25 protein-coding genes and 2 pseudogenes are annotated in these 24,153 nt (G+C 61.4%); 6 read left to right on the top strand and 21 right to left on the bottom strand.

Annotated elements, in window-relative coordinates; all coding sequences use genetic code 11:
* Positions 1-31: 31 nt before the first annotated feature.
* The 5 genes from ACWKWE_RS04940 to modA all read right to left on the bottom strand — a co-directional run bounded on the left by ACWKWE_RS04940 (position 32) and on the right by modA (position 3,892).
* Positions 32-196 (bottom strand): hypothetical protein, encoded by a 165-nt coding sequence (locus ACWKWE_RS04940; RefSeq protein ID WP_166594671.1) that lies wholly within the window; start codon positions 194-196, stop codon positions 32-34.
* Positions 193-1,251 carry a DNA topoisomerase IB gene (locus ACWKWE_RS04935; protein WP_483849850.1) on the bottom strand — a complete coding sequence of 353 codons (1,059 nt, stop codon included), beginning with the start codon at positions 1,249-1,251 and terminating at the stop codon, positions 193-195. The genes ACWKWE_RS04940 and ACWKWE_RS04935 overlap by 4 nt, the downstream gene beginning before the upstream one ends.
* A 98-nt stretch (positions 1,252-1,349) precedes the next feature.
* Entirely contained in the window at positions 1,350-2,438 is a 1,089-nt protein-coding gene (gene modC / locus ACWKWE_RS04930) for a molybdenum ABC transporter ATP-binding protein (protein WP_483849849.1), read from the bottom strand.
* A gap of 5 nt (positions 2,439-2,443) precedes the next feature.
* Positions 2,444-3,124, bottom strand: a complete 681-nt coding sequence (gene modB, locus ACWKWE_RS04925) for a molybdate ABC transporter permease subunit (RefSeq protein WP_166594668.1) — start codon at positions 3,122-3,124, stop codon at positions 2,444-2,446.
* A complete protein-coding gene (gene modA / locus ACWKWE_RS04920; RefSeq protein WP_166594667.1) occupies positions 3,125-3,892 on the bottom strand; it encodes a molybdate ABC transporter substrate-binding protein in 768 nt (255 codons plus the stop codon). It abuts the gene before it with no gap.
* Positions 3,893-4,056: 164 nt separating this feature from the next.
* Here modA and acuR point away from each other — a divergent pair, with 164 nt between their 5' ends.
* Complete coding sequence (acuR, locus tag ACWKWE_RS04915) at positions 4,057-4,695, top strand: acrylate utilization transcriptional regulator AcuR (protein ID WP_166594666.1); 639 nt, start codon at positions 4,057-4,059, stop codon at positions 4,693-4,695.
* 47 nt (positions 4,696-4,742) lie between these two features.
* On the top strand, positions 4,743-5,726 hold the full coding sequence (gene acuI, locus ACWKWE_RS04910) for an acrylyl-CoA reductase (NADPH) (RefSeq protein ID WP_483849848.1): 984 nt from the start codon (positions 4,743-4,745) through the stop codon (positions 5,724-5,726).
* On the opposite strand, the gene ACWKWE_RS04905 is transcribed toward acuI, so the two are convergent.
* The 11 genes and pseudogenes from ACWKWE_RS04905 to ACWKWE_RS04855 all read right to left on the bottom strand — a co-directional run.
* Entirely contained in the window at positions 5,723-6,190 is a 468-nt protein-coding gene (locus tag ACWKWE_RS04905; RefSeq protein WP_483849847.1) for an RES family NAD+ phosphorylase, read from the bottom strand. The two genes, acuI and ACWKWE_RS04905, sit on opposite strands and share 4 nt — an antisense overlap.
* Complete coding sequence (gene parS / locus ACWKWE_RS04900) at positions 6,190-6,639, bottom strand: type II RES/Xre toxin-antitoxin system antitoxin (RefSeq protein WP_483849846.1); 450 nt, start codon at positions 6,637-6,639, stop codon at positions 6,190-6,192. The genes ACWKWE_RS04905 and parS overlap by 1 nt, the downstream gene beginning before the upstream one ends.
* Before the next feature lie 47 nt (positions 6,640-6,686).
* Positions 6,687-7,796, bottom strand: coding sequence for a bifunctional DNA-binding transcriptional regulator/O6-methylguanine-DNA methyltransferase Ada (gene ada, locus ACWKWE_RS04895; RefSeq protein WP_483849845.1), 1,110 nt, complete (start codon positions 7,794-7,796; stop codon positions 6,687-6,689).
* 84 nt (positions 7,797-7,880) lie between these two features.
* Entirely contained in the window at positions 7,881-8,750 is an 870-nt protein-coding gene (copD, locus tag ACWKWE_RS04890) for a copper homeostasis membrane protein CopD (protein WP_483849844.1), read from the bottom strand.
* A 4-nt stretch (positions 8,751-8,754) separates the two neighbouring features.
* Positions 8,755-9,141 (bottom strand): copper homeostasis periplasmic binding protein CopC, encoded by a 387-nt coding sequence (copC, locus tag ACWKWE_RS04885; RefSeq protein WP_166594660.1) that lies wholly within the window; start codon positions 9,139-9,141, stop codon positions 8,755-8,757.
* Positions 9,142-9,280: 139 nt separating this feature from the next.
* The gene (locus tag ACWKWE_RS04880) at positions 9,281-10,066 is read right to left on the bottom strand and encodes an anti-sigma factor family protein (RefSeq protein WP_166594659.1); all 786 of its coding nucleotides are present in this window, start codon (positions 10,064-10,066) and stop codon (positions 9,281-9,283) included.
* The gene (locus ACWKWE_RS04875; RefSeq protein WP_166594772.1) at positions 10,063-10,557 is read right to left on the bottom strand and encodes an RNA polymerase sigma factor; all 495 of its coding nucleotides are present in this window, start codon (positions 10,555-10,557) and stop codon (positions 10,063-10,065) included. The genes ACWKWE_RS04880 and ACWKWE_RS04875 overlap by 4 nt, the downstream gene beginning before the upstream one ends.
* Before the next feature lie 72 nt (positions 10,558-10,629).
* A complete protein-coding gene (locus ACWKWE_RS04870) occupies positions 10,630-11,181 on the bottom strand; it encodes a tetratricopeptide repeat protein (protein WP_483849843.1) in 552 nt (183 codons plus the stop codon).
* Positions 11,182-11,272: 91 nt separating this feature from the next.
* Entirely contained in the window at positions 11,273-11,854 is a 582-nt protein-coding gene (locus ACWKWE_RS04865; RefSeq protein WP_483849842.1) for a cytochrome b, read from the bottom strand.
* A 129-nt stretch (positions 11,855-11,983) separates the two neighbouring features.
* Positions 11,984-12,490: pseudogene (locus ACWKWE_RS04860) on the bottom strand (methyl-accepting chemotaxis protein); the annotation flags it as partial.
* Between the two features lie 621 nt (positions 12,491-13,111).
* A pseudogene (locus ACWKWE_RS04855) lies at positions 13,112-13,621 on the bottom strand (MCP four helix bundle domain-containing protein); the annotation flags it as partial.
* Positions 13,622-14,328: 707 nt separating this feature from the next.
* Between ACWKWE_RS04855 and ACWKWE_RS04850 the strand changes: the two are divergent.
* On the top strand, positions 14,329-15,657 hold the full coding sequence (locus tag ACWKWE_RS04850) for an OprD family porin (RefSeq protein WP_483849841.1): 1,329 nt from the start codon (positions 14,329-14,331) through the stop codon (positions 15,655-15,657).
* Between the two features lie 87 nt (positions 15,658-15,744).
* Here ACWKWE_RS04850 and ACWKWE_RS04845 read toward each other — a convergent pair whose 3' ends face one another.
* The 3 genes from ACWKWE_RS04845 to gcl form a co-directional block, all read right to left on the bottom strand.
* Positions 15,745-16,647, bottom strand: coding sequence for a 2-hydroxy-3-oxopropionate reductase (locus ACWKWE_RS04845; RefSeq protein ID WP_483849840.1), 903 nt, complete (start codon positions 16,645-16,647; stop codon positions 15,745-15,747).
* A gap of 195 nt (positions 16,648-16,842) precedes the next feature.
* Entirely contained in the window at positions 16,843-17,625 is a 783-nt protein-coding gene (gene hyi, locus ACWKWE_RS04840) for a hydroxypyruvate isomerase (protein ID WP_483849839.1), read from the bottom strand.
* 51 nt (positions 17,626-17,676) lie between these two features.
* Positions 17,677-19,452, bottom strand: coding sequence for a glyoxylate carboligase (gcl, locus tag ACWKWE_RS04835; RefSeq protein WP_483849838.1), 1,776 nt, complete (start codon positions 19,450-19,452; stop codon positions 17,677-17,679).
* 108 nt (positions 19,453-19,560) lie between these two features.
* On the opposite strand from gcl, the gene ACWKWE_RS04830 reads away from it, so the two are divergent.
* Positions 19,561-20,472 carry a LysR family transcriptional regulator gene (locus tag ACWKWE_RS04830; protein ID WP_166594651.1) on the top strand — a complete coding sequence of 304 codons (912 nt, stop codon included), beginning with the start codon at positions 19,561-19,563 and terminating at the stop codon, positions 20,470-20,472.
* 76 nt (positions 20,473-20,548) lie between these two features.
* Positions 20,549-21,655, top strand: a complete 1,107-nt coding sequence (locus ACWKWE_RS04825) for a hypothetical protein (RefSeq protein ID WP_483849837.1) — start codon at positions 20,549-20,551, stop codon at positions 21,653-21,655.
* 112 nt (positions 21,656-21,767) lie between these two features.
* Here ACWKWE_RS04825 and ACWKWE_RS04820 read toward each other — a convergent pair whose 3' ends face one another.
* Positions 21,768-22,535 carry a 2-keto-4-pentenoate hydratase gene (locus ACWKWE_RS04820; RefSeq protein WP_483849836.1) on the bottom strand — a complete coding sequence of 256 codons (768 nt, stop codon included), beginning with the start codon at positions 22,533-22,535 and terminating at the stop codon, positions 21,768-21,770.
* Positions 22,536-22,651: 116 nt separating this feature from the next.
* Entirely contained in the window at positions 22,652-22,924 is a 273-nt protein-coding gene (locus tag ACWKWE_RS04815; RefSeq protein WP_401143601.1) for a DUF2790 domain-containing protein, read from the bottom strand.
* A gap of 269 nt (positions 22,925-23,193) precedes the next feature.
* On the opposite strand from ACWKWE_RS04815, the gene ACWKWE_RS04810 reads away from it, so the two are divergent.
* Positions 23,194-23,970 carry an alpha/beta hydrolase gene (locus ACWKWE_RS04810; RefSeq protein WP_483849835.1) on the top strand — a complete coding sequence of 259 codons (777 nt, stop codon included), beginning with the start codon at positions 23,194-23,196 and terminating at the stop codon, positions 23,968-23,970.
* The last annotated feature ends 183 nt before the right edge of the window (positions 23,971-24,153 follow it).

Genomic DNA, 24,153 nt, shown 5'->3' with positions numbered 1-24,153 from the left:
GGCGTGATTCGAATCGGTCTGGGTGCAGAGCTTACCGGGCATCAGGAACTTTGGGGGTATGGCCCGCGTCGTCGTGCTCGCCTCCAGTCAAGGGCTGCTCTTTGCGGGTTTCCTGGGTGCGGTCGCGATCATCCGCCACATCAGCGGGTTTGGCGTCAGGGTCGTTGATTTTTTCCCCGGGGGTATGGGCGGTCATGATTTGTCTCCTGTGACGTCACGCAGGGCTTCGGCAGCCTGCAAGCCTTTGAGAAATCCGGCCAATGCGGCTTCTTCCAGTCGTAAACCCTGGCGCTGACGCGAACGAGGCAGCTTGGCGAGTTCGCCCACGACAAAGGCCTCCAGCACGGCGGGGTGGATGTAGCATTTTCGGCACACCGCTGGGGTGTTGCCGAGCAGCCGGGCGACTTCCTTGACCATCGCGACGATGTGTTTCTTCGCGTCAGCCTCGGGCTCCCAGTCCAGTTTGCGCAGGGTGGTCAGTGCCATGGCGCTGCCGGCCCAGGTGCGGTAATCCTTGGCCGTGAAGTCGGCGCCGGTCAGGTCGTGGAGGTAGCGATTGATGTCCGACGAACTGACGGTGTGGCGCTGGCCGTCTTCGTCCAGGTATTGAAAAAGGTTCTGCCCCGGTAATTCCATGCAGCGCTTGATGATGTTCGCCAAGCGTCGGTCCGTGACGCTGACCTCGTGTTCAACGCCACTTTTGCCGCGAAACTGGAACAGGATTTTGCTGCCATGAACATCCACGTGTTTGTTGCGCAGCGTGGTCAGCCCGTAGGACTTGTTGTCCCGGGCGTATTGGCTGTTGCCGATGCGGATCAGGGTCTGGTCCAGCAGCGACACCACCGCCGCCATGACTTTTTCGCGGCCCATGCCGGGAGCGGCCAGTTGCGCCTCCAGTTGCTTGCGCACCTTGGGCAATGCCTTGCCGAACGCGATCATGCGCGCGTACTTGTTCTCGTCGCGAATCTCGCGCCAACGAGGGTGATAGCGGTATTGCTTGCGGCCTCGTGCGTCTTTGCCGGTGGCTTGTAGATGGCCTTTTGGGTCTGCGCAGATCCACACGTCGGCGTACGCGGGCGGGATCACCAGCGCGTTGATGCGCTTGATTTCCGCCTCGTCGCTAATGCGTTCGCCGTCGGTATCGAAATAGGCGAATTTGCCGCGCAGGATCTTGCGCGTGAAGCCCGGCTGGCTGTCATCGACATAATGCAGGTCTTTGGGCAGGTCTTCGCGGGTAAGAGCGTCCGACATGAAGGGCAATCCTGAGGGCTGGTCTTTGCATTGACCTTCCCGCTGCACAGTCGTGCCGATTATTTGCTTCGGCGATCAGCGCACGGCTCAGACGCAGCTCAAGCCAGCAGGGCCACCGACTTGATCTGCGCCCAGAGCGTCTGGCCCGTGTGCAAGTGCAACTGATCCCGCGAATAACGCGTGATGCGCGCCAGCAGCGGCGTGCCCGACGCGTCCAGACGGACCAGCACGTGGGCCGTGTTGTCGGCAGGCACTTCGCTGATGACGGTGACCGGCAGACGATTGAGGATACTGGTCTGATCGTCGGCTTGCAGGGTCAGGCTGACGTCTCGCGCTTGCACCTTGAGGCGTAGGGGTTTGTTCATTTCCAGCACGGAATGGGCCACGCGGATCGTGAGATCGCTACGGGGAAGGCGGACGGTGACCAGGTCGTAGGCGGCATCGTAGGCCACAACCGCGCCCTCAATGACCACGCCCGCGTCATCGCCCATTGCCAATGGCAGGTCGAGTCGCGCCAGGGTTTCAGCAATGGGACCGCTGGCCAGCGCCTGGCCACCGCTGAGCAGCACCAGATGATCCGCCAGTCGAGCGACTTCGTCCTGCGAGTGACTGACGTACAGCATCGGAATGTCCAGCTCGTCGTGCAGGCGCTCCAGGTACGGCAGGATTTCGCCCTTGCGCCGGGCGTCCAGCGCGGCCAACGGTTCATCGAGCAGCAGCAGCCGAGGGCTGGTCAGCAGGGCTCGGGCGATACCGACCCGTTGGCGTTCGCCCCCGGACAGCTTGTCCGGTTGACGGGCGAGCAGGTGATCGATGCCGAGCAGGGTGGTCGCCTGTTCCAGATTCACATGACGTTCCCGGGCCGGAATGCGTTTGAGGCCGAATTCCAGATTGCCCCGGACGGTAAGGTGCGGGAACAGGCTGGCCTCCTGAAACACGTAGCCCAGCGAGCGTTTGTGCGGCGGGACGAAGACGCCGTTGGCGCTGTCCTGCCACACCTCGCCGTTGATCGAGATGAAGCCGGTCGAGGCTTTTTCCAGCCCCGCGATGCAGCGCAGGCAGGTGGTCTTGCCGGAGCCGGAATGGCCATACAGCGCCGTGACGCCGCGCCCCGGCAGGGACAGATCGACGTTCACAGTGAATTCGGGGAAGTCCACGTTCAGGCGGACGTCGATGGTCGAGGTCATGACGGTCAGCTCCAGGTCGCTTTGGTCTTGCCGCTGGAGTAGAGGGCCAACAGAACCAGAAAAGAGAACACCAGCATGAAGCCCGCGAGCCAGTGGGCCTGCGCGTACTCCATGGATTCAACGTGGTTGTAGATCTGCGTCGAGACCACGCGGGTTTTTTCGGGGATGTTGCCGCCGATCATCAGCACCACGCCGAATTCACCCACGGTGTGCGCGAAGCCGAGGATGGCGCCGGTGATGAAGCCCGGGCGAGCCAGCGGCAGGACGACGGAAAAGAAGGTGTCCCACGGGGTGGCACGCAGGGTGGCGGCGACTTCAAGCGGGCGCGGGCCAATCGCCACGAACGCATTCTGCAGCGGCTGGACCACGAAGGGCATTGAATACAGCACTGAACCGAGGACCAGGCCGCTGAAACTGAACGTCAGCGTGCCCAGCCCAAGGCTTTGGGTGAATTGTCCAAACGCGCCATTCGGCCCCAGCAGCAATAAAAGGTAGAAGCCGATGACCGTGGGCGGCAACACCAACGGCAAAGCGACGATAGCCCCCACCGGGCCCTTGAGCCATGACCGGGTGTGGGCCAGCCACAACGCGATGGGGGTGCCGACGATCAGCAGAATCACGGTGGTCAACGACGCCAGCTTCAGCGTCAGCCAGATCGCCGCCAGGTCGGCACTGCCCAGCGGCATTTACAGCTGATACCCGTAGGATTTGATGACGGCAGCTGCTTTTGGACCTTTCAGGTAGTCCATCAGAGCTTTAGCAGCGGCACTGTCCTTGCCTTTGTTGAGGATGACCGCGTCCTGTTTGATCGGCTCATGCAGGTTGGCCGGCACGATCCACGCGGAACCGCTGGTCAATTTGCCGTCTTTATACACCTGTGACAGCGCGACGAAACCCAGCTCGGCGTTGCCGGTCTGCACGAACTGGAACGCTTGGGCGATGCTCTGGCCCTCGACGATCTTGGCCTTGGTCGCTTCAGTCAGGCCTTCCTTTTCCAGCACCTGAGTGGCGGCCAGGCCATAAGGCGCGGCTTTCGGGTTGGCGATGGAGAGGTGTTGGTACGCGTTCTTTTTCAGCACTTCGCCCTTGTCATCGACATAACCTTCTTTGGCGGACCACAGGGCCAGCGTGCCGACGGCATAGGTGAAGCGCGAGCCTTTGACGATTTCGTTTTCGCTTTCCAGTTTGGCCGGGGTGGTGTCGTCGGCGGCGAGGAACACTTCGAACGGCGCGCCGTTCTTGATCTGCGTGTAGAACTGACCCGTGGCGCCAAACGACGCGACCAGTTTATGGCCGGTGTCTTTTTCGAAATCCTTAGCGATGGCCTGGATCGGAGCGGTGAAGTTGGCCGCGACGGCGACTTGCACTTCATCGGCGAACGCGCTGCTTGCGGACAAGGCCGCGACGGCGAGGGCCAGGGATTTGAAGGTGACGCGGAGGGACGTTGCGCGCATGAAGCAGCTCCATGTTGGTTTTTATGTGAGTGAGGGCAGGGTCGGCTCGTACCGGCCAAACGCTATGCAGCGGAATATATAGCGATAGCGCGTGGCAAGGAAGCCAGATTGCGGTTGTTCGGTTTAGGTTGATTTATTAGACGGTCGGTCTAATATGGCATTCCATGACTGATCTGATCGCAAAACCCCGACGCCCAGGGCGTCCTCCGAAAGTGGCCCGCCCCGACGACTTCGACACCCGTGAAGCCCTTATTCGCTGCGGTGTGGAAGTGCTGACCGAGCAGGGCTTCATGGCCACTGGCATCGACAGCATCCTAAAACGCGTGGGCGTGCCCAAGGGCTCGTTCTACCATTACTTCGCCAGTAAAGAGGCGTTCGGGCTCGCGGTGCTGGACAGTTATGCAGGCTATTTCGCAAGGCGCCTGGACCGCTGGTTGCTGGATGAGTCGCTGTCGCCTCTGGAACGCCTGGCCGGTTTCGTACAGCACTCCAAGGCGAGCATGGCCCGTTATGATTTCAGGCGCGGCTGCCTCGTGGGCAACATGGGTCAGGAAGTCAGCGTGCTGCCGGAAGGGTTTCGCGACGCGCTGGAGCAGACGTTCCTCGATTGGCAACGGCGCTTGTGTGCTTGCTTCGATGCGGCAAAGGCCGTTGGAGAACTGCCAGGGCGTGCGGATTGTGGCGAGCTGGCCGCGTATTTCTGGATCGGTTGGGAAGGCGCCGTGTTGCGCGCACGGCTCGTTCAGAGCGACACCCCCCTCAATACATTCATCGCCGGGTTTCTGCGTGGGCTGCCACGCTGATTTCTTCGGCTCTATTTATAGACGATCGGTCTATACGGGAGAAGAGCATGTTCAATGGCATTTTGATCGATAAAGACGACAGCGGTTATCACGTCAAACTGACGTCTATCGATGAGTCGCAGCTGCCCGCAGGCGACGTCACCGTGCGGGTGTCCCACAGCACACTCAACTACAAGGATGCCCTGGCGATCACCGGCAAGGGGCCGATTGTCCGTCAGTTTCCGATGGTGCCGGGCGTTGATCTGGCGGGCATTGTCGAGGACAGCGGCGATCCGGATTTCAAGTCCGGCGATGCGGTCGTGCTCAACGGTTGGGGTGTTGGCGAAGGGCATTGGGGTGGGCTGGCGCAGGTGGCGCGGGTTCAAGGTAAATGGCTGATCCCGCTGAATGCGGCATTCACCCCCGCCCAGGCGATGGCCATCGGCACAGCAGGTTACACAGCCATGCTAGCGGTGATGGCGCTGGAGAAGAACGGCGTGACCCCGGACAAGGGCGACGTGCTGGTGACCGGCGCCAATGGCGGCGTCGGCAGCTTCTCGATTGCCTTGCTGGCGAAACTCGGTTATCGCGTGGTGGCGTCCACCGGGCGGGCCTCCGAAGCGGAATACCTGAAGCAACTGGGCGCGGCGGAAATCATCGACCGCGCCACCCTGTCCGAGCCCGGACGCCCTCTGGCCAAAGAGCGCTGGGCAGGCGCCATCGATTCGGTAGGCAGTCACACCTTGGCCAATGTCTGCGCCAGCACCCGTTATTGGGGCACGGTCGCCGCCTGCGGGCTGGCCCAAGGCATGGACTTTCCCGCGTCGGTCGCGCCTTTCATCTTGCGCGGTGTCACGCTGGCGGGCATCGACAGCGTCATGCGTCCGCGTCAGGACCGTATCGACGCATGGACGCGACTGGCGACCGACCTGGACCCGAAGGCGCTGGCGCTGATCAGCCACGAAATCGGCTTGAGTGAGGTGATCGCGACTGCCCATCGGCTGATGGATGGGCAGGTGCGCGGGCGGGTGGTCGTCGACACCGGGCGCTAAGCCGCGCTGCGGGTCCCCGATTTGCCATAGAAAAAGTCGGTGATTTGCAGCACCTTGATTAGGCTGCAGGCCGGGTGTTTTGGATTGATCAGCACCAGCCGTATTTCCTCCATGGCGGCTGACGGCAGGATCAATCCCAACTGGTCATTGCGTTCGAGCCATTCGCCCCCGTAGTCCATGCTGGGCCGGTCGGCGGGGAAGTTGTCCCAGCCCATCGGCAATTGGTCGACGGCGGGCGTTTCATACAGTTCGGGGTCGGGCGGCAATTCGAGGTGCATGAGCTTGAAACGCAGTTGAGGAACGTGCCCGGCGAGGATCACCGGGTCGAGCGCGCAGCCGGACGGACTCAGGCCCAGGTACACGGCGGGTACGTCCGGCGGATTCCAGCGACCGCCGTACACGGCGGCGCCTGCGCCGGTAAGGCCAGTGATGTCGTCGGCCTTGCTGATTCTCCAGGCGTGCATCACACCACCCCGCCATGTTCCAGGGCCGCCAACGCGCGGCGAACCTGGCCAGCGCCGATTTCGGTTTCGCACAAAGTGAGCGGGGTCTGGTCGTTGAGGGCGCGATTAACGGTCATCATCCAGCGCCGTGCGGTGTCTTGGTCCTGGAACACCTCGGCGGCGCGCATGGCCAGCGAAGCGACCCGGTCCAGCCGTTCGGAACCGACCAGATCCAGTGGCCGTCGTTGCCGCTGCCGACGTTCCAGTGTCGAAATCGAGGCGTTGAGCAGGGCTTCCAGCTGGCTGTTGCTCAATTGAAATGCGTTGCGTACGGTCTTGACCCACCCTGGCGGAAAACCGGTGCGGATGTAGGCGAGTCGTTCTGTTTCATTGCGGGTGCTGAGCTGATCGGCGATCAGCCAGAAAGCGGGCGAAGCCGCGTGAGTCGACGCTTGAAAAATGGCAGGCACGTCCATGCTCCTTCATCAGATGTCCGACGCAGGACGTTACGCCCCTGTCAGGGTTTCTCAAGCGCCAAGCTGTTACACGGATTTGCCTGTGTTTCGTGGTCGAGCAACTGACGCTTGCGCTCCGCGCCCCAGCGATATCCGGACAGCCCGCCGTCGCTGCGCACCACCCGATGACAGGGGATAGCCACTGCCAGCGGGTTAGCGCCGCACGCCTGCGCGACAGCGCGGAACGAGCGGGGCGCGCCGATGCGTTTGGCAATGTCTGCGTAGCTGGCGGTGGTGCCTGGCGGGATGTGTTTCAGCGCCTGCCAGACCCGTTGCTGAAACGCCGTGCCTTGCAAATCCAGGGGCAAGTCCAGACCCAGTCCGGGGGCTTCGACGAAGCCGACGACCTGAGCCACCAACTGCTCGAATCCGCCGTCGCCGCCAATCAGCGTGGCGTTGTGAAACTGATCTTGCAGATCGCGGACGAGTTGGTCCGGATCATCGCCGAGCAGGATCGCGCACACGCCGCGTTGGCTCTGAGCGACCAGAATCGAGCCAAGGAAGCATTCGCCCACCGCAAAATGAATGTCGGCGTTGGTGCCGCCCTTGCGGTAGTCCGACGGCGTCATGCCGAGCAGGGTTTCGCTGGCTTCGTAGAAGCGGCTGTTGGAGTTGAACCCTGCGTCGTACATTGCCTGGGTGATGGTCTGGGTGTCGCTCAGTCGATGGCGCACGCGCTCGGCGCGGTGGGCGCTGGCCCAGGCCTTGGGAGTGACGCCCGTGACGGCCTTGAACACACGGTGAAAATGCCAAGGGCTCATGCCCGAGCGTGCGGCGAGGGCGTTGAGGCTGGGGGGCTGTTCCGCCTCGGCGATGTGTCGGCACGCGTTGGCGACGATCCCGGCGTGTTGCTCGGCCAGGTGGGTCTGATCGGCAGCGGCCCGTTTGCTGGGGCGGTAACCGGCGGCTTCGGCTTGCGCCGCGCAGTCGAAGAAAATCACGTTCTCCGGACGCGGCAGGCGCGACACGCTGCTGGGGCGGCAGTAAATGCCGGTCGTGCGGACGGCGTAGACGAACTGCGCGTCGGCAGCCGGGTCACGGGCTACCACGGCCGCCCAGCGCGGGTCGTCTTCGATGTGTTGTGCAGACCGTTGCAACTTGCCCTGGCCCATGACCCATTACCTCTGAAAATGACTGTTGAGCCTCAAGACTACTGCCTGCGCCGAGGTCAGGAACCCCGAGTCTTGCGGTCAAATTCAGCCTGGCATGGGCGGCAGAGTGCCCAGCAAGGACACGGCCGCCAGCGCGGCCCCACCCGACAGGCCTTCGAGCAGTACACTGGCCCTCAAGACGGGAAGTCGCAAGACGTGGGCGCGCGCCAGGCTTCGGTTCACCGCTGCCAGCGCCAGCATGCACAGCACCAGTGCCACTTTGATCCCCAGCACTGCGCCGAACCCCGAAAACGCCGGGTCTGGCCACCATCCGCCACTCAGGGCGCGCACGTTGACCAGCCCTGTGACGATGATCACCGCCACCAGCCCGTAACCGATGCCGCTGAAGCGCAGCAGCACGGCACGCAGGCCCACCGGATCAACGGATTTGATCAGAACGGCCAGCATCAGCAGGCCGCCCAGCCAGGTGGCGACGCCGAGCAGGTGCAGCATCTGGTTGAGGATCAGCAGTTGGCCGCGCAGGCCGTCGAACATGGCGCCATGACCCACCGGCGCCAGCGTCAGCAACAAAAGGGCGTTGATCCAAAGGCGCGACTTCACCGATATGCCCGGACGGATCACCCAGATCAATGCCAGCAGATTGAGCGCCAGATGCACGACCCAGACGTGACCGAAGAAGGTGTGGCCCAGGACCAGTGCGAGCGTGGAGGGCGCAAACCCTTCGCGCCAGTCACCGGCCATGCTCCCGGCGGTCAGCATCAGCCAGCCCAGTGCGCTCAGCAGCGCCGTGCCGGTCAGCCACGCGAGCTGGAGGTCAAGTCGACGGCTGTCGGGACGTGTTACGAACGCCGTCAGGTTCGAGGTGAATAGCACACTGCGAAACAGGCCCGAACCGAACAGCAGCAAGACAGCGCCAAAGTGCACGAACCGGCACAGGATCAACCCTTCTTGCATGGCGTTATGGCGTCACCTGAAAGCGATAAACGCCTTCGCTTTTGTGCGTATCGACCGACACCGCATGCCATTCGACCTTGTATTTGCCCGGGGCCAGCGGGACGGCCGGGACCACGATCAGCACTTTTTTATCGGCGGGGTCGGTGGTGACGCTCTGGGTCTGGATGATTTCGGTGGTTTCCCCCGGACCGTCGAGGCTGATCGCGACTTTGGTGAATTTTTCTTCGACGCCTTCTGAGAAATTCAGGCGCAGTTCCTTGGGCGTGGTCACTTCGCTGTCGGCGGCAGGCAGTTGGCTCTCCAGGTGCGCATGGGCGAAAGCCGGCGTGGCGATCAGGGAGGCGAGCAACGGCAGGCAAGCGAGGGCGAGTTTCAAGCGGTGGGCAGACATCAAGGGTTCCTTCGAATTCGTGAAAGCGTGTTGCAGCGACAGGCCGGTCTGGAGCCGATGCCGTGTCGATTCCGGTCAATGCGAGCGCTACTAGACCAGAAACCGCCTCTCGACTCCAGTTAAACCCCTGAACGGTGCATCAGACCGGAAGGCGTTTCTGAACGCTGCGGGCCATGATCTCCAGGTCTTCGAACGGGTTTTTGCCCACCAGCATGAAGTCCTGCCGGGTGTTGGACCAGTACACCACGTTGAGTCCCAGGCGTTGTTCCCGGCCAAGGGTTTCGCTGCCGGTGCGTGCTTGATTGATGCACAACGCCAAGGGGCCGTGCCGGGCATCGAGGTAGGTCAATTGGCCGATAAGCACGCCGTCGTAGTCGAGGATTTGCGCCCGCCGGAATTCCGCACCGGGCAATGCCACCATTTCAGGGTTCAGCGCCAGGCCGAGCTGTTGTCCCACCGAACTCAACTGGGAGACATGGGACGAGCGGTCAGCGGTCAGGTTGTCGAGGGTTTGCGGGGTGTACAACGCCATGTATTCGGCCACCGAACCGCGCCATCCGCCGCCGGATTTAGGGCTTTGGACCCCCATAAACAGGCGATCTGCGGCGATTCCGGCGACAACGAAGGTCGCGGCCATGGCCAGGAAACCGCGACGGCTCAGGGCTGGCTTCGGTGGTGCGGCCGCTGCGGGCAACCCGTCGAGCATGTGTTGCAGGCGTGCGGTGGGGGCATCGTCCAGGACCGAATCAAACGCTTCGCGAAACGGCAGGTCCGACCGTTTCAGCCGTTCAAACCGTGCCGCGACCGAGGCGTCGGTGCGCAGCAGGTCATCGATGGACTGGCGTTGTTCCCGGTCGAGTTCGTCGTCCAGCCAGGCGACCAGCCATTCGTCCGAAGGGGGGGCGTGTGTCGTATCGTGGGTCATCGCCGTTCTCCTGTCGAAGGGCTCGACATGGCGGGTGGTGCGGTTTCAGCCAGTTTCAGGCGCGCGGCCGCCAATCGGCTCATGACGGTGCCCACGGGAATTTGCAGGATGTCGGCAGTCTCCTTGTACGAAAGTCCTTCGACATAGGTCAGAAAGACCGTTTCGCGTTGGGCTTCCGGCAGCGCGTTGACACGTTTGATCACTTGGGCGGCGAGGACCTCTTTCTGCGCCTGGCTTTCCCCGTCAAAGGACAGTTCCTGCTCGGCATCGACGAAACCCTGGCCCTGACGGACCCGTTGCGAGCGCAGTTCGTTGAGCCAGATCGAATGCATGATCGCCAACAGCCAACGGTCCAGACGGGTGCCCGCGGCGAACTGCGCGGCACGCTCCAGCGCCCGGACACAGGTGGCTTGCACCAGATCATCGGCCAGGTGCTTTTGTCGAGACAGCACCCAGCCGTATCGCCACAACCTTGGCAACAGAAGACCCAGCTCCCGGCGAAACTCAGCGTCTCTGCCTATGATGGCCTCCCGGCCTGTCGCTCATCATTCACTGAAGCGAACTCAGGTCTGCGGCGCTGCGGCGATGGCGTCGGCCAGGTCTTCGTACTCTTCACAGGTGGTGCTGCACAGCGCCTTGATCTTCACCAACTGTTCTTGAGCGAGATCGACGCGGCCCTTGATCACGTACGCCTCGCCCAGGTACTCCCGCACTTGTGCGTAGTTGGGGTCCAGGGCCACGGATTTCAGGTAGTAGCCGATGCCTTCATCGGTCCGGCCCAATTTGCGGGTGGCGTAGCCGCGATAGTTCAGCGCCTTCGCGGTATTCGGGTTTTGCAGGGTGTCGAGCAACGACAGCGCTTCTTCGTAGCGGCCGTCTTTGGCGAGGCGGTAGGCATAATCGGTGCGGTCGGCGTCCGAGGTGGCCTTGCTGGTCTGCATGACGCATTTGCCGGATTTGCTGTCCCAGACCTGGCCTTTCGGGCAGTTGGGCTTGGGCGGGGCGGATTCGTCGCCCGAGGCGTGGGCCTGACCGGCGAACAGCGCCAGGGCCACGCAGGCCCCCAGCAACAGGGAGGGACGGGACGGCGTGGCATGTGCCGAGTGGGTGTTCATGGTTCTCATGCTCCGTAAATGATGGGATCGAATACGCGTTCGGCCCTGCCGAACACCACAACGACCGGGTGCAGGCCCGGTCAGCGAAGGATCAGCCGCGCAGATCCCCGCGAGGCATCGGCAACATGCGTTTCAAGGTGCTGTCGCCGATGATGTAGTGATGCCACAACGCAGCGGCGGCATGCACCCCTGCCAAAAAGATGATCGCCCAGGCAACGTTGTCATGCAGACCGCCCAAGGTGCTCCGCAGCCCGTGATCGATGGCGAACGGCGCCGGGATCGGAAATAAGCCAAAGAACGTGAACGGCTCACCCTGCGCCCAGCGAAACAGAAAACCCAGCGAGATCTGCGCCAGCAACAGCAGGTACAGCACGCCGTGCCCGAGGCTGGCCGCCAGATGGGCGGCGGGGTGGGTGTCGTGTTTCGGGCGATTGCCACCGAACACGCGCCACACGATGCGCGCGACGATCAGCACGGCAAAAGCGATGCCCAAGGAAATATGCACTGACTGTAGCCCCTTGCGCAGGTCCGTGCCTTTGGCGAGAAACGCCCAGATGTGGGCGCTGGCGAACAGAAAAATGACAACCGCGGCGGTCAGCCAGTGAAAAAGGCGAGTGATGCGGTCGTAGTGGTGAGCGGGAAGGCTGTGCAGGCGTGAAGTCGTGCTGTTCATGTGTAATCCCCGAAAGTGTCGAACCGTAAACACCCCGGCGAAGAAAGTTATTCGGCCCGGTCGTAAATTCTTTTCGGAGAAGGTCCGACGTACCGGGACCCTACCTCATCCCGGCACGCCCAGCCCGTTTCAGACCTTGAAAAAGCTCACGCGGGCGGTGAGTTGATCGGCGAGTTGCGAAAGCTCCTTGCTCGACAGTGCGACCTGATTAGAGCCCACCGCCGCCTCGCGGGCCGAGTCATGAATACGGTTAATGTTCTGGCTGACGTCTTCCGCCACGGCGCCTTGCTGCGCAGCGGCACTGGCGATTTGCGCGTTCATGTCATTCAGCGCACCAACCTCGTGGCGAATTTTCACCAGCGCCGTTTGCGCTTCCTGGGTCTGCTGGACCGTACGGTGAGCCATTTCCCGGCTTTCGCGCATCAGCCCGGCCGTGACGCCAGCACCGGCCTGCAACTGGCCAACCATGTTGCGGATTTCCTGTGTGGACTCCTGTGTCCGTGTGGCCAGCGAGCGAACTTCATCGGCCACCACGGCAAAGCCACGACCTGCTTCACCGGCTCGGGCGGCTTCGATGGCGGCGTTCAGGGCCAGCAGGTTGGTGCGTTCGGCGATGGCGTTGATCACCGCGACGATGGTCTCGATGGACTGACTGTCTTCGGAGACTTTTCCGACAGAATCAGCGGCGCTTTCCAGCTTGTACGCCAGTTCGTGCATGGCTTTGGCGGTGCCTTCGACCATGAGCTTGCCGTACTCGACTTCCTGATCGGCTGTTTCGGTGGCGTTCGCCGCCTTGGCCGCGTAACCGGCGACTTCCTTGACGGTGCCCGCCATTTGGCCGATAGCCGTGGCCATGTGCTCAGTCTCGGTGGCCTGCAAGCGCATCTGTTCGCTGTTGCTGTCGGAACTGGCGCGCAGTTGCGAGGACGAGCCCATCAAATCCATCGCCGCCGCCCGCACCTGGTTGATGGTGGCGGAGAGGTGCGCATTGGTGATTTTCAAGGCGCCCATCACGCTGTCGGGGTAGGGCGTTTCAATGGCTTGAGTCAGTTCACCCGACGCCAGCCGTCGGATGGAGGCCGCGACTTCGTGGGGTTCTGCACCGAGGGTCGATTTGACGCTGCGGATGATCAGCAGCGAAGCCACAACGCCCAGCGCCACGGCAACGGCGGTGGCGATCAACATCAGCACCGCGAAACTGGCGGCAGTGACGCGCACCATGCCGATATGGTCGGCAATGGAGGCTTCTTCCAGATCGATCAGCGCGTTGATGCGGTTCAGCCAGTCCTTGTAGGCGCCCGAAACGTCAGCCATCAGCGCGGTCTGTGCCTGGTCGATGTCGCCTTGTTGACGCAGGCGCAGCACTTTGTCGGTCGCGCTCAGGGCGGCACGTTCCGCCGCTTTGATGCTGGCCAGAAACTCCTGTTCGCGGGCAGTGGCGCCTTTGGTTTGATAAATCTGGTCCATCGGGCTGGCGGACGCTTGATACAGCGCGTTCAGGCGCTCGATGTCGCGCAGGTGGGTCGCCAGGCCCTGGTCATCGCGGACCAGCACGGCGTCGCGCACCGCAATGGCCCGGTCATGCACGCTGCCTCGGAAGTTGATCGCATAACGCTGCTTGATCGTGGCGTCTTCACTCACATCCGTCAGCGTATTTTCAATAATGCTGACCCGGTGCACGCCGATGAGGGTGATGAGGATCATCAGGGCGAGTACCAGACCGAAGCCGAGCCCAAGCCGTTTGCCGATCGTAAGCTGTTTGAACATGTCCGCCGGTTCCAACTGTTGTCTGATATTAGATGGCTACTACTGATGCTCGTTATACGTCATCGCTAAGCCGTCTGCAGGCACTTTTATCTATCGGGGCGATATACGCTGCCGGTGGCGAGTCGGGTCGGGAAATGAAGCCTGCGGGTGATTAAACACTGTGAGTGATGGCATCAAGTGCGCGGAGAGTTGCGAACTATCGTGAATTAACCAGATAGTGAAAACTGCATGAAGATTATTTAATAAAAAAAGCCACCGCACTGACGTGGGGTGGCTAAAAAGTCTTACCAAAGGAATGATGAAGTGGAGCAAGATTCGATTACTTGATGCTGCGGATTCACCAAGTCATTGATTCGTGTGCTTCATCGCCGACAAAGGTAACACCGGTGGCGGCGCTGCAACTATTACTAAGATCGATAGTGACTATCACGACCCATTCATGAACCGTCCGGCGGAAAAATGCTAAAAGTTTTTCGCCCGAGGAGCACACTCGGCAAGAAATGGGGTTGATATACCTCATTGCAACAATAAGGAAATGGGCCTGTAGCCTGTAGATCAACCGTGAACATCAATTACGGTGCCGATGTATTTTTGCCCATCTGCCATAGCGCACATTCCACCGTTTCATCTTTCTCCTGAACTCAGGACGATACCCTGCATGTCAGGGTTTGCGGAACGTTGGGCCTTAATTGAGACAGGGGATAATAATGACATTTGTGAAATGGAACCTCGTGACGCTCGCGGTTTCGCTGGGCGTGAGCCAGATGGCGGCCGCTGGCGTCGTCAGTGATCAGTCCGATGCCAAGGGTTTTGTCGAAGACAGCAGCCTGACCGTTCATCTCAAGAACTATTACTTCAATCGCGACGGCAAGAACGGCGGTGGCGACCGCAAGGATTGGACCCAGGGCGTCATCGGTAACTTCACCTCTGGGTTCACCCAAGGCACGGTGGGCTTTGGCGTCGATGCCTACGGTGAGTGGGGCATCAAGCTGGACGGCGGCGCAGGCACCGCGGGGACTGGCAACCTGCCGGTGGATCGCCACGGCGATCCGGAAGACGAGTACGGCACCGCGGGCGGCGCCATCAAAATGCGGATTTCCAAGACCGAATTGCGCTACGGCGACCTGATGCCGACCGCGCCGGTGTTTGCCGCAGGCGGTTCGCGCCTGTTTACGCAGACGGCCACGGGCTTCAACCTGTTGAGCAGCGACATCGCCGGTCTGGAACTGGATGGTGGTCACTTCACGGGCGGCAATGGCCCGGTCACCACCAACCACGATCACGATATTTATGCGTCGTACGCGGGTGTTACGGCGTCGAGCATTGACTATGCCGGTGGCAAGTACACCTTCAACGACAACCTGACGGCCAGCCTGTATGGCTCCAACCTGAAGGACGTCTGGGACCAGTACTACGGTAACCTCAACTACACCCAAGGCATTACCGACACCCAGTCCGTCAACTTCGACTTCAATATCTATCGCACCAATGATGCCGGTTCGGCCAAGGCCGGTGATATCAGCAACACCACGTGGTCGCTGGCCGCCGCTTATTCTTTCCTGACCGCGCACACGATTACGCTGGCGTACCAGAAAGTGCATGGCGATACCCCTTTCGACTATGTGGCCTTTGGTATTAACGGCCCTGGCGATACGGCGGATTCGATCTTCCTCGCCAACTCCGTTCAATACTCCGACTTCAACGGCCCCGGCGAGAAATCGTGGCAAGCCCGTTATGACTTGAACATGGCGAGCTACGGCGTGCCGGGGCTTAGTTTCATGGCCCGTTATATCACCGGTGATGATATCGACGGCTCGCATATGCCGTCGAACAGCACCTACGTGAACTATGGTTACGGTGAAGATGGCAAGCACCACGAAATCAACGTCGAGGCCAAATATGTGGTGCAGGCCGGCCCGGCGAAGAACCTGTCGCTGCGTTTGCGTGAAGCGATCCATCGCGCCAATGCCGACCAGGCGGAAGGCGACGTGAATGAATTGCGTCTGATCGCGGATTACCCGATCAACGTGTTCTGATGCGTTAAACCTGCTGGTAATAAAAAGCCAGGCGAACCCGTAACGGTTGCCTGGCTTTTTTCATGGCGTAGAACGCTGTGTGAAAGATCAATCCGGCGTGTGATCCCCACGAATCGAGAAGTTCGACATGTGCTCCAGGCCTTTGATCAGGCCGGAGTGGTCCCAACCGCTGCCCCCCAGTGCCGCGCAGGTGCTGAATACCTGTTGAGCGTTGGCGGTGTTTGGCAGGTTCAGCCCCAGTTCGCGAGCGCCTTCCAACGCAAGGTTCAGGTCTTTCTGGTGCAGGGCGATGCGGAAGCCGGGGTTGAAAGTGCCTTTGATCATGCGTTCGCCGTGCACTTCAAGAATTTTCGACGAGGCGAAACCGCCCATCAGCGCTTCGCGGACTTTTGCCGGATCAGCCCCATTTTTCGAGGCGAACAGCAGCGCTTCCGCCACCGCCTGAATGTTCAGGGCGACGATGATCTGGTTGGCGACCTTGGCAGTCTGGCCGTCGCCATTGCCGCCGACCAGCGTGATGTTCTTGCCCATGGTCTGGAACAAGGGCAGGGCGCGCTCGAACGTGCCTTGATTGCCCCCGACCATGATGCTCAGGGTCGCAGCCTTGGCGCCGACTTCACCGCCCGACACCGGGGCGTCGAGGTATTGCGCGCCCGTGGCGTTGATCTTCTCGGCGAAGGTTTTGGTGGCGGACGGCGAAATCGAGCTCATGTCGATCACCACTTTGCCCGCACCGGTGCCTTCGCTCAGGCCGTTCTCGCCGAACAGTACGTCGTTGACCTGAGGGGTGTCGGGCAGCATGACGATGATGAATTCCGCTTCCTGGGCCACTTCTCGCGGGTTGTTCAACACCGTCGCGCCGCCGTCGATCAAGGAGGCGGGCGGGGCGACGAAGTGTTTCGACAGGATGAGTTGATGACCTGCTTTCTGCAGGTTTTCCGCCATGGGCAGGCCCATGATGCCGGTGCCGATAAAGCCGATGTTAGCCATGAAATGTTCCTCTTTTTTGTATATGTGCCGCCTGTAGGAGCGTGGCTTGTCCCGCGACCGACCGGGCACCGGTCGTAAAACTGAAACGCACGGTGTGTCAGGCACGCTGAGGTATCAGGTTTTACTGCTGCTTCGCACCAGATCGCGGGGCAAGCCACGCTCCTACAGGGCGATCCCGGTAGGCGTCAGTTTGTGTCAGATCAGGTTATGGGTCTTCAACCAGCCAAGCCCCGCTTCGGTGGTGGTCAACGGCTTGTACTCACAGCCGATCCACCCGCGATACCCCAGCTTGTCCAGGTGCCCGAACAGGAACCCGTAGTTGATCTCGCCAGTCCCTGGCTCATGCCGCCCAGGGTTGTCGGCCAGTTGCACGTGGCGAATCACCGGCAGGTTTTTTTCCAGGGTGCGGGCCAGGTCGCCCTCCATGATCTGCATGTGATAGATGTCGTATTGCAGCGACAGGTTGCGGCTGCCGACTTTCTCGCGGGTCGCCAGGGCCTGGGCCGTGGTGCTGAGGTAGAAGCCCGGGATGTCCAGGGTGTTGATCATTTCCATGACCAGATCGATGCCTTGGGCTTGCAGCCTGTCGGCCGCGTACTTGAGGTTGTCAACGAAGGTCTTTTCGATCAGCGCGTCATCGAAACCCTGTGGCTTGATCCCCGCCAGGCAGTTGACCTGGGTGTTGCCCAAAACCTTGGCGTAGGCGATGGCCAGATCGACCCCGGCGTAAAATTCTTCGACCCGGTCCGGGTGGCAGGCAATCCCGCGTTCGCCCTTGGCCCAGTCGCCCGCTGGCAGGTTGAAGAGCACTTGGGTCAGGCCGTTGGCGTCCAGTTCGGCTTTGATTTGCGCCGAGCTGAAATCGTACGGAAACAGGTATTCCACCCCGCTGAACCCGGCATTGGCCGCAGCTTCGAAGCGTTGCAGAAAGTCCAGCTCGGTGAACAGCATGGACAGGTTGGCGCAGAGACGTGGCATGGTTCGCTCCTTTCTTTCTCTTTATTCGGTGGCGTCGATCAGTGCCGTTATTTAGTCCAGCAGGCTGATCGCGGTCGGGGCGTCGGCTCGGTTGTCGGCGAGCGACTCGAATTCATTGATCGCGTTGATCTCGGTGCCCATGGCGATGTTGGTCACGCGCTCAAGGATGATCTCGACCACCACCGGCACGCTGTATTGCTGCATCAGGCTTGATGCCTCGGCGAACGCGGCCTGGATGTGTGCCGGATCGCTGACACGAATAGCCTTGCAGCCCAGGCCTTCCGCCACTGCAACGTGGTCCACGCCATAGCCTTCCAGCTCGGGGGCGTTGATGTTGTCGAACGCCAGCTGCACGCAATAATCGATGTCGAAGTTGCGCTGCGCCTGACGGATCAGACCCAGGTACGAGTTGTTCACCACGACGTGGATGTACGGCAGTTTGAACTGCGCGCCCACGGCCAACTCTTCAATCATGAACTGGAAGTCATAGTCGCCCGACAGTGCGACAACCTGGCGGCTCGGGTCGGCCTTGGCCACGCCCAGCGCTGCCGGAATGGTCCAACCCAGCGGGCCTGCCTGACCGCAATTGATCCAGTGACGCGGCTTGTACACGTGCAGGAATTGCGCGCCAGCGATCTGCGACAGACCGATGGTGCTGATGTAGCAAGTGTCCTTGCCAAAATACTGGTTCATCTCTTCGTACACGCGCTGCGGCTTGACCGGCACGTTGTCGTAATGGGTCTTGCGCTGCATCGTGCGCTTGCGTTCCTGACAACTGGCCAGCCACTGGCTGCGGTTTTTCAGCTTGCCAGTGGTGTGCCATTCGCGAGCGACTTCCAGGAACATCGCCAAGGCGGCGCCTGCGTCGGAAACGATGCCCAGGTCCGGCGTCAAAACGCGACCGATCTGCGTCGGCTCAATGTCGACGTGGATGAACTTGCGGCCTTCGCTGTACACCGAAACCGTACCGGTGTGGCGGTTGGCCCAGCGGTTGCCAATGCCCAGCACCATGTCCGATTCCAGCATCGTCGCGTTGCCATAACGATGGGAGGTTTGCAGGCCCACCATGCCGGCCATTTGCGGGTGATCGTCCGGAATCGTGCCCCAGCCCATGAGGGTCGGGATGACCGGAATGCCCGTCAGCTCGGCGAATTCCACCAGCGCATCCGAGGCATCGGCGTTGATAATGCCGCCACCGGCGACGATCAGCGGACGCTCGGACGCGTTGAGCATCGTCAGGGCTTTTTCAATCTGGTTACGGCTGGCCTGGGGCTTGATCACCGGCAGCGGCTCGTAGGCGTCGATGTCGAATTCGATCTCGGCCATTTGCACGTCGAACGGCAGGTCGATCAACACCGGACCCGGGCGGCCGCTGCGCATCAGCTGGAACGCTTTCTGGAACACGTACGGCACTTGGCCCGGTTCCATGACGGTGGTGGCCCATTTGGCGACCGGCGCGGCAATGCTGGCGATGTCGACGGCCTGGAAATCTTCCTTGTGCATGCGGGCCCGGGGCGCCTGGCCGGTGATGCAGAGAATCGGGATCGAGTCGGCGGACGCTGAGTACAGGCCGGTGATCATGTCGGTACCGGCCGGGCCGGAGGTGCCGATGCACACGCCGATGTTCCCGGCGATGGCGCGGGTGTACCCCTCGGCCATGTGCGAGGCGCCTTCGACGTGGCGGGCCAGCACGTGATCGATGCCGCCGAGTTTCTTGAACGCTGCGTACAGCGGGTTGATGGCAGCGCCGGGGATACCGAACGCGGTATCGACCCCTTCGCGACGCATCACCAGAACGGCGGCTTCGATGGCTCTCATGATGGTCATTTGTTAGTCTCCTGAACTCGATAGTTTTTGTACGTGCTCAGCCTGATTTGAATTCGAGAGTTTGTGAATGGCTGCTTTTGGCAGTTCTGTCGGTATCAGGAGTATCGAATGGATCGTTACACAGAGGTACGCAGTTACGTGCTGGTCGCCACTCACGGCAGTTTTGCGGCGGCGGCGCTGGTGGAAGGTGTGACGCCGGTGATCATGGGACGACGCCTGAGCGCACTGGAAGATCGATTGGGGGTGAAGCTGATTCACCGCTCCACTCGCGGCCTGACCCTGACCGATGCGGGCGAGTCGTACCTGGAAAACGCCAAGACCGTGTTGCAGTCGTTCGAAGAGCTGGACGCGAGCATCAGCGAGAACGAAAACAGCGTGCGCGGGCACCTGGTTGTCTCGGCCCCGGCAGGGTTCGGGCGTCAACATGTCGCCCCGCACGCACCGGAGTTTCAAGCGCGTTTTCCGGATTTGCAGCTGTCGTTCAACCTCACTGACAACGTGGTCGATCTGGTGCGCGAGGGCTATGACATGAGCATCCGCATCGGCGAGGTGCTCGACCCCAACTATGTGGCGATCAAGCTGTACGCCAACAAACGCGTGGTGTGCGGCTCACCGGGGTATTTTGCGGAACACGGTCTGCCGCAGACGCTGGAAGACCTGGCCGATCACAATTGCCTGACGTTCAACTTGCAGGGCGGACAACACAGGGGCTGGACCTTTCAGCGGGACGGCAAACCGGTGGCGATCAAGGTCACGGGCAATCTCTATTGCAACGATGGCGAGCTGTTGTACGACTGGGCCAAACGCGGGCTGGGCCTGTGCTGGCGCTCGACGTGGGAGATCCAGAACGCGGTGGGGAGCGGGGCGCTGGTCACGGTGCTGGATGACTTTGCGTTGCCCAGTTATGACATTCAGGGGGTCTATCCCCATCAGCACTACCTGCCCGCGAAGGTGCGGTTTTTCATCGCGTTTCTGAAGGAGGTGTACAACCGGCCGGGGTATTGGACGAACGGGGGATAACGGGCAGTCCTCAGCGGGAACCGATCAGGACGCTGACGCCACTCACGCGGTATTCAGACCGTCCCGGAGGTGTCAGATGTCTATGAAAATACTCGGTCCCGCCCAGCAGGGCTTTGGCCTGGACACCCGCGACTTCGCCCACAAGGACGCGTTCAAGGGCAGTGGAGGTTCATCCGCTCAGAGTGGGATGGTCAGTTTTGGTGGGGCAGCCGGGGCAGGCGGGCAAGTCAATTTTGGCGGCCAGCCTGCGGCGTTGAGCGACAGTCGGGTCGCGGCAGCTCAGGCACCGGCGGACGGCAACGACAGCTTGGGCAATCAGGTCCGTGACCTGGTGCAACAGATACTCCAGCTCATCGCGCAGATGATGCAAAACAACCAGAATGCGCCGCAGCCCCCCTCGGATGGCGCAGGCAATGGCAGTTCGCCGGGCCAATCGCAGAAGCCGGTGACGAACGCCGCCGCGCAGCCCCCGCAAACCGATCAGTCGGCTCAGCCTGCGCGCCAGACAGCGACACCGCCGACCTCGACACCGCAAACAGCGGCTGCCGAACCGCAAACCGCCACAGCCGACCCGGCCACGGCCACGCCTTCCACGAACAGCGCCAGCAGCACGGCTGCCACGGGAGACAATCCGGTCGCGGGCAGTGGTCCGCGCGCGTTCAACATCACCAACACTCAGGATCACCCGATCAAGATCGGGCAGTTCGACCAGCACGATCAACTGACGGCCGAGCTGACCCTGCAGCCCGGCCAGAAAGGCACGATGAAGTTCGAGAACGACACCACCGGATTGCTCAAACAGGCCGATGCCGATGGCCAGTACAAGCCGGACGCCAGCCGTCTGGAGTTCTACAACGGGTTCATCAACACCAGCGACATCGACGGCCGCAACGCCGCAATCCATGCCACCGATGGCAAGGGTTTCGAAGTGGGCGACAGCCAGAGCGTGGCGGACAAGGCATCGAGCGACATCGTCTCGGCCGACTCGGCGGGCAACAAAACCGTGGCGGGTTTCTATGACGGTTCAACCGATGCGATGCGCAAGGGCGGGGACTTCCTGACACAGACCCTGGGCACGGGCATGACCTACATGCACCCGAACGACGACACCCTCGGCCAGGGCAACAACCCGATGCGCCACACTGACGCGATGTCGCTGGACGTCACGTTCGGCAAGGCGTGACGCCCCTGTAGGCGCGAATTCATTTGCAAGGCGTTCGTACATCCGCCACCTGTCTGTCGCCTGGACGATTATTCGCGAATGAATTCGCTCCCACAGTGAAGCCCATGCCCGGTCAGATCAACTCCACGGATATCGGCGGTAATCCACGAACCTCTCCGAAGGCCACACCCGGCCCCTTCGTCAAATACATGCCGGTGTACGAGCCGGTGGTGATGATCAGGTCCGCCGTCACGCTCTGGCCGTTTTGCGTGTGGTGGTTGACCACCCACGGCAGCAGGCGACGCGGGTCGCCCGCCGGGTTGGCGCCGTCGCCGGGTACGATGTCTTCGTCGGCATAGGTGAAGGTCACGGCGGGTTCGACGAAGGGGAAGCTGGCGTCGTACGGCACGAAATCGCCGACGATCAGTGCCCCGTGGTTGAGCAGGTCGCCCAGCGCCAGCAGCGGGTCGATCTTTGGCCAGGCTCTGAACCGGCTGGAGACGATCTCAATGGTGGCGCCCATGGAGCCGATGCTGCCCAGCACGTCCTCATCGGAATAGGCCTCGGTGCGGGGCGTGAATTCGCGGTTCAGGCGAAAGGCGATTTCAAGTTCGAGGATCGGGTGTGGATAGTCGACAATCTCAACTTGGCTGCCACTGGCAAACAGGCCGTCTTCCGGGAGTAATGCGCCCGTGATGGGGCCGCCATGGGTGGCTTTCGAACCCACTTTCCAGCCGCCGACCGTGGTGTCTCGCAACCGCAGGATTTCCCGTTGCAGGGCGTAGGCACTCGGCGCATCGGCAGGGATGTAATCAGGGCGAATCTCGGTGATTTTCTGGCCGTCGCGCATGGCGTCGACGATCAATTCGGCGATTTTTGCTGGGTGAGACGGTTGATTCACGCGGGACTTCCTTCAGTCAATTGAATGGAAAGTGCCCCACGATCCGGTCTCAGTCGTGGGGCCAGCGTGACTACTCTAACCCCATTTGCCGACCACGCAGAACCCTGCGTTACACATCAGCCGTTCTGGCAGTCGTCACCCAGACGGGTGTATTCAAGTGTGTGGCTGACGCCCTTGCTGTCGACGTACTCGATTTGCGCCTTCACCGGCCCGCATTCCCCAGGGGCGTTGCTGGCGGTGTTGATGCGCACGACCTTGGCGATGTCCAGGTCCTGGGTGTAATCGTACTGGCCGTCCTGGACCGCCGCCGCCGTGGCGTGGCTGACCGTATCGTCGGCAAAGGTGAACACACTGAAAAACGACAACGCGATGAAGAGAAAGGTTTTCATGGCAGGCTCCACGTGATCCGCTGTGCCGGGCTCAGAGGTTGGCTCGGGTATGGCGCCATTCTAGGGAGCGGGCGGGACGCAGCTGAAATGGTGCGTGTCGATACACGTCATCAACGGGGCTGATGCCCGGTGTGGGCGAAGGGCGATGCGTCGGCGCGGCTCGAAATAATTGTGCGAGCGGTGGAATAACCGCCGGTCGGGTTCGTCTTGCTGCGGTCACTGACTGAACGCTGCGGCGTTCACCCCTACTTACCGCTTGAGGTCACGCCATGAAGTTTCGTCACGTCCGTTCCGCCTTCGCTGTCGCCGCACTCGCCCTGGCCACCGCCGGATTCGCCACTGCCGCTTCAGCGGCCCCTGTGAAAAACATCGTGCTCGTCCACGGCGCCTTCGTGAACGGCGCGGGCTGGAAGCCGGTGTACGACATTCTGGTGAGAGACGGCTATCACGTGTCCATCGCCGCGCACCCGCTGACGTCGTTCAGCGATGACGTCACCGCCGTCAAACGCATCCTGGCGATGCAGGACGGCCCGACCATCCTCGTCGGCCATAGCTACGGCGGGGCGATCATCTCCGACGCGGGCGAAGACAGCCACGTCGCGGGTCTGGTGTACATCGCCGCCCACGCGCTGGACGTCGGCGAGACCGAGGCCGCCAACGGTAAGCTGTACCCGAACGCGACCAAGGCGGTGAAAAAGACCGACGACGGTTTCCTGTACCTCGATCCGGCGTTTTACCCAGCGGATTTCGCCGCCGATCTGCCCAAGGCTCAGGCCGAGTTCGAAGCTCACAGCCAGTCCCTGACGTCGGCCTCGGTGTTCACCACGGCGGCCACTGTCGCGGCCTGGAAGACCAAGCCGAGCTGGTACGCGGTGGCCAAGTCTGATCGCATCATCAACCCCGATCTGGAGCGCATGTACGCCAAGCGCGCCAACGCGCACACCATTGAGATCCCAGGCGCCAGTCACGCGGTGTACGAATCCCACCCGAAAGAAGTGGCAGCGCTGATCGAACAGGCGGCACAGCACGCACAGGACGGGAAGTGAGTTGACCGGCGCCTGATTCAAGCTGCAGGAGCGAATTCATTCGCGAAGCGCCGGTATGCCAGACATGTCTCTGTCTGATGTACCGGCGTCACGCGTAGGCATTCGCTGCCAGGAGCAAAAACCAGGCAGTTTCAGTCATTCCTCCCTGGAATCCACTGCATAAAAAACATGAATTTTATTTAT

The sequence above is a fragment of the Pseudomonas salicis genome (assembly GCF_057128705.1).
The sequence above is the reverse complement of the archived record's forward strand: the minus strand, read 5'-3'. Positions and strand labels throughout refer to the sequence as shown.

Coding starts and splice junctions, on each gene's coding strand:
- ACWKWE_RS04850 (WP_483849841.1), top strand. CDS start 14,329: ATGACATTTGTGAAATGGAACCTCGTGACGCTCGCGGTTTCGCTGGGC.
- ACWKWE_RS04845 (WP_483849840.1), bottom strand. CDS start 16,647: ATGGCTAACATCGGCTTTATCGGCACCGGCATCATGGGCCTGCCCATG.
- ACWKWE_RS04825 (WP_483849837.1), top strand. CDS start 20,549: ATGTCTATGAAAATACTCGGTCCCGCCCAGCAGGGCTTTGGCCTGGAC.
- ACWKWE_RS04940 (WP_166594671.1), bottom strand. CDS start 196: ATGACCGCCCATACCCCCGGGGAAAAAATCAACGACCCTGACGCCAAA.
- ACWKWE_RS04870 (WP_483849843.1), bottom strand. CDS start 11,181: ATGAACACCCACTCGGCACATGCCACGCCGTCCCGTCCCTCCCTGTTG.
- copD (WP_483849844.1), bottom strand. CDS start 8,750: ATGCAAGAAGGGTTGATCCTGTGCCGGTTCGTGCACTTTGGCGCTGTC.
- ACWKWE_RS04905 (WP_483849847.1), bottom strand. CDS start 6,190: ATGCACGCCTGGAGAATCAGCAAGGCCGACGACATCACTGGCCTTACC.
- modB (WP_166594668.1), bottom strand. CDS start 3,124: ATGCCGCTGGGCAGTGCCGACCTGGCGGCGATCTGGCTGACGCTGAAG.
- gcl (WP_483849838.1), bottom strand. CDS start 19,452: ATGACCATCATGAGAGCCATCGAAGCCGCCGTTCTGGTGATGCGTCGC.
- ACWKWE_RS04880 (WP_166594659.1), bottom strand. CDS start 10,066: ATGACCCACGATACGACACACGCCCCCCCTTCGGACGAATGGCTGGTC.
- modC (WP_483849849.1), bottom strand. CDS start 2,438: ATGACCTCGACCATCGACGTCCGCCTGAACGTGGACTTCCCCGAATTC.
- ACWKWE_RS04865 (WP_483849842.1), bottom strand. CDS start 11,854: ATGAACAGCACGACTTCACGCCTGCACAGCCTTCCCGCTCACCACTAC.
- modA (WP_166594667.1), bottom strand. CDS start 3,892: ATGCGCGCAACGTCCCTCCGCGTCACCTTCAAATCCCTGGCCCTCGCC.
- ACWKWE_RS04935 (WP_483849850.1), bottom strand. CDS start 1,251: ATGTCGGACGCTCTTACCCGCGAAGACCTGCCCAAAGACCTGCATTAT.
- ACWKWE_RS04810 (WP_483849835.1), top strand. CDS start 23,194: ATGAAGTTTCGTCACGTCCGTTCCGCCTTCGCTGTCGCCGCACTCGCC.
- ACWKWE_RS04815 (WP_401143601.1), bottom strand. CDS start 22,924: ATGAAAACCTTTCTCTTCATCGCGTTGTCGTTTTTCAGTGTGTTCACC.
- ada (WP_483849845.1), bottom strand. CDS start 7,796: ATGGGCCAGGGCAAGTTGCAACGGTCTGCACAACACATCGAAGACGAC.
- ACWKWE_RS04830 (WP_166594651.1), top strand. CDS start 19,561: ATGGATCGTTACACAGAGGTACGCAGTTACGTGCTGGTCGCCACTCAC.
- copC (WP_166594660.1), bottom strand. CDS start 9,141: ATGTCTGCCCACCGCTTGAAACTCGCCCTCGCTTGCCTGCCGTTGCTC.
- acuR (WP_166594666.1), top strand. CDS start 4,057: ATGACTGATCTGATCGCAAAACCCCGACGCCCAGGGCGTCCTCCGAAA.
- hyi (WP_483849839.1), bottom strand. CDS start 17,625: ATGCCACGTCTCTGCGCCAACCTGTCCATGCTGTTCACCGAGCTGGAC.
- acuI (WP_483849848.1), top strand. CDS start 4,743: ATGTTCAATGGCATTTTGATCGATAAAGACGACAGCGGTTATCACGTC.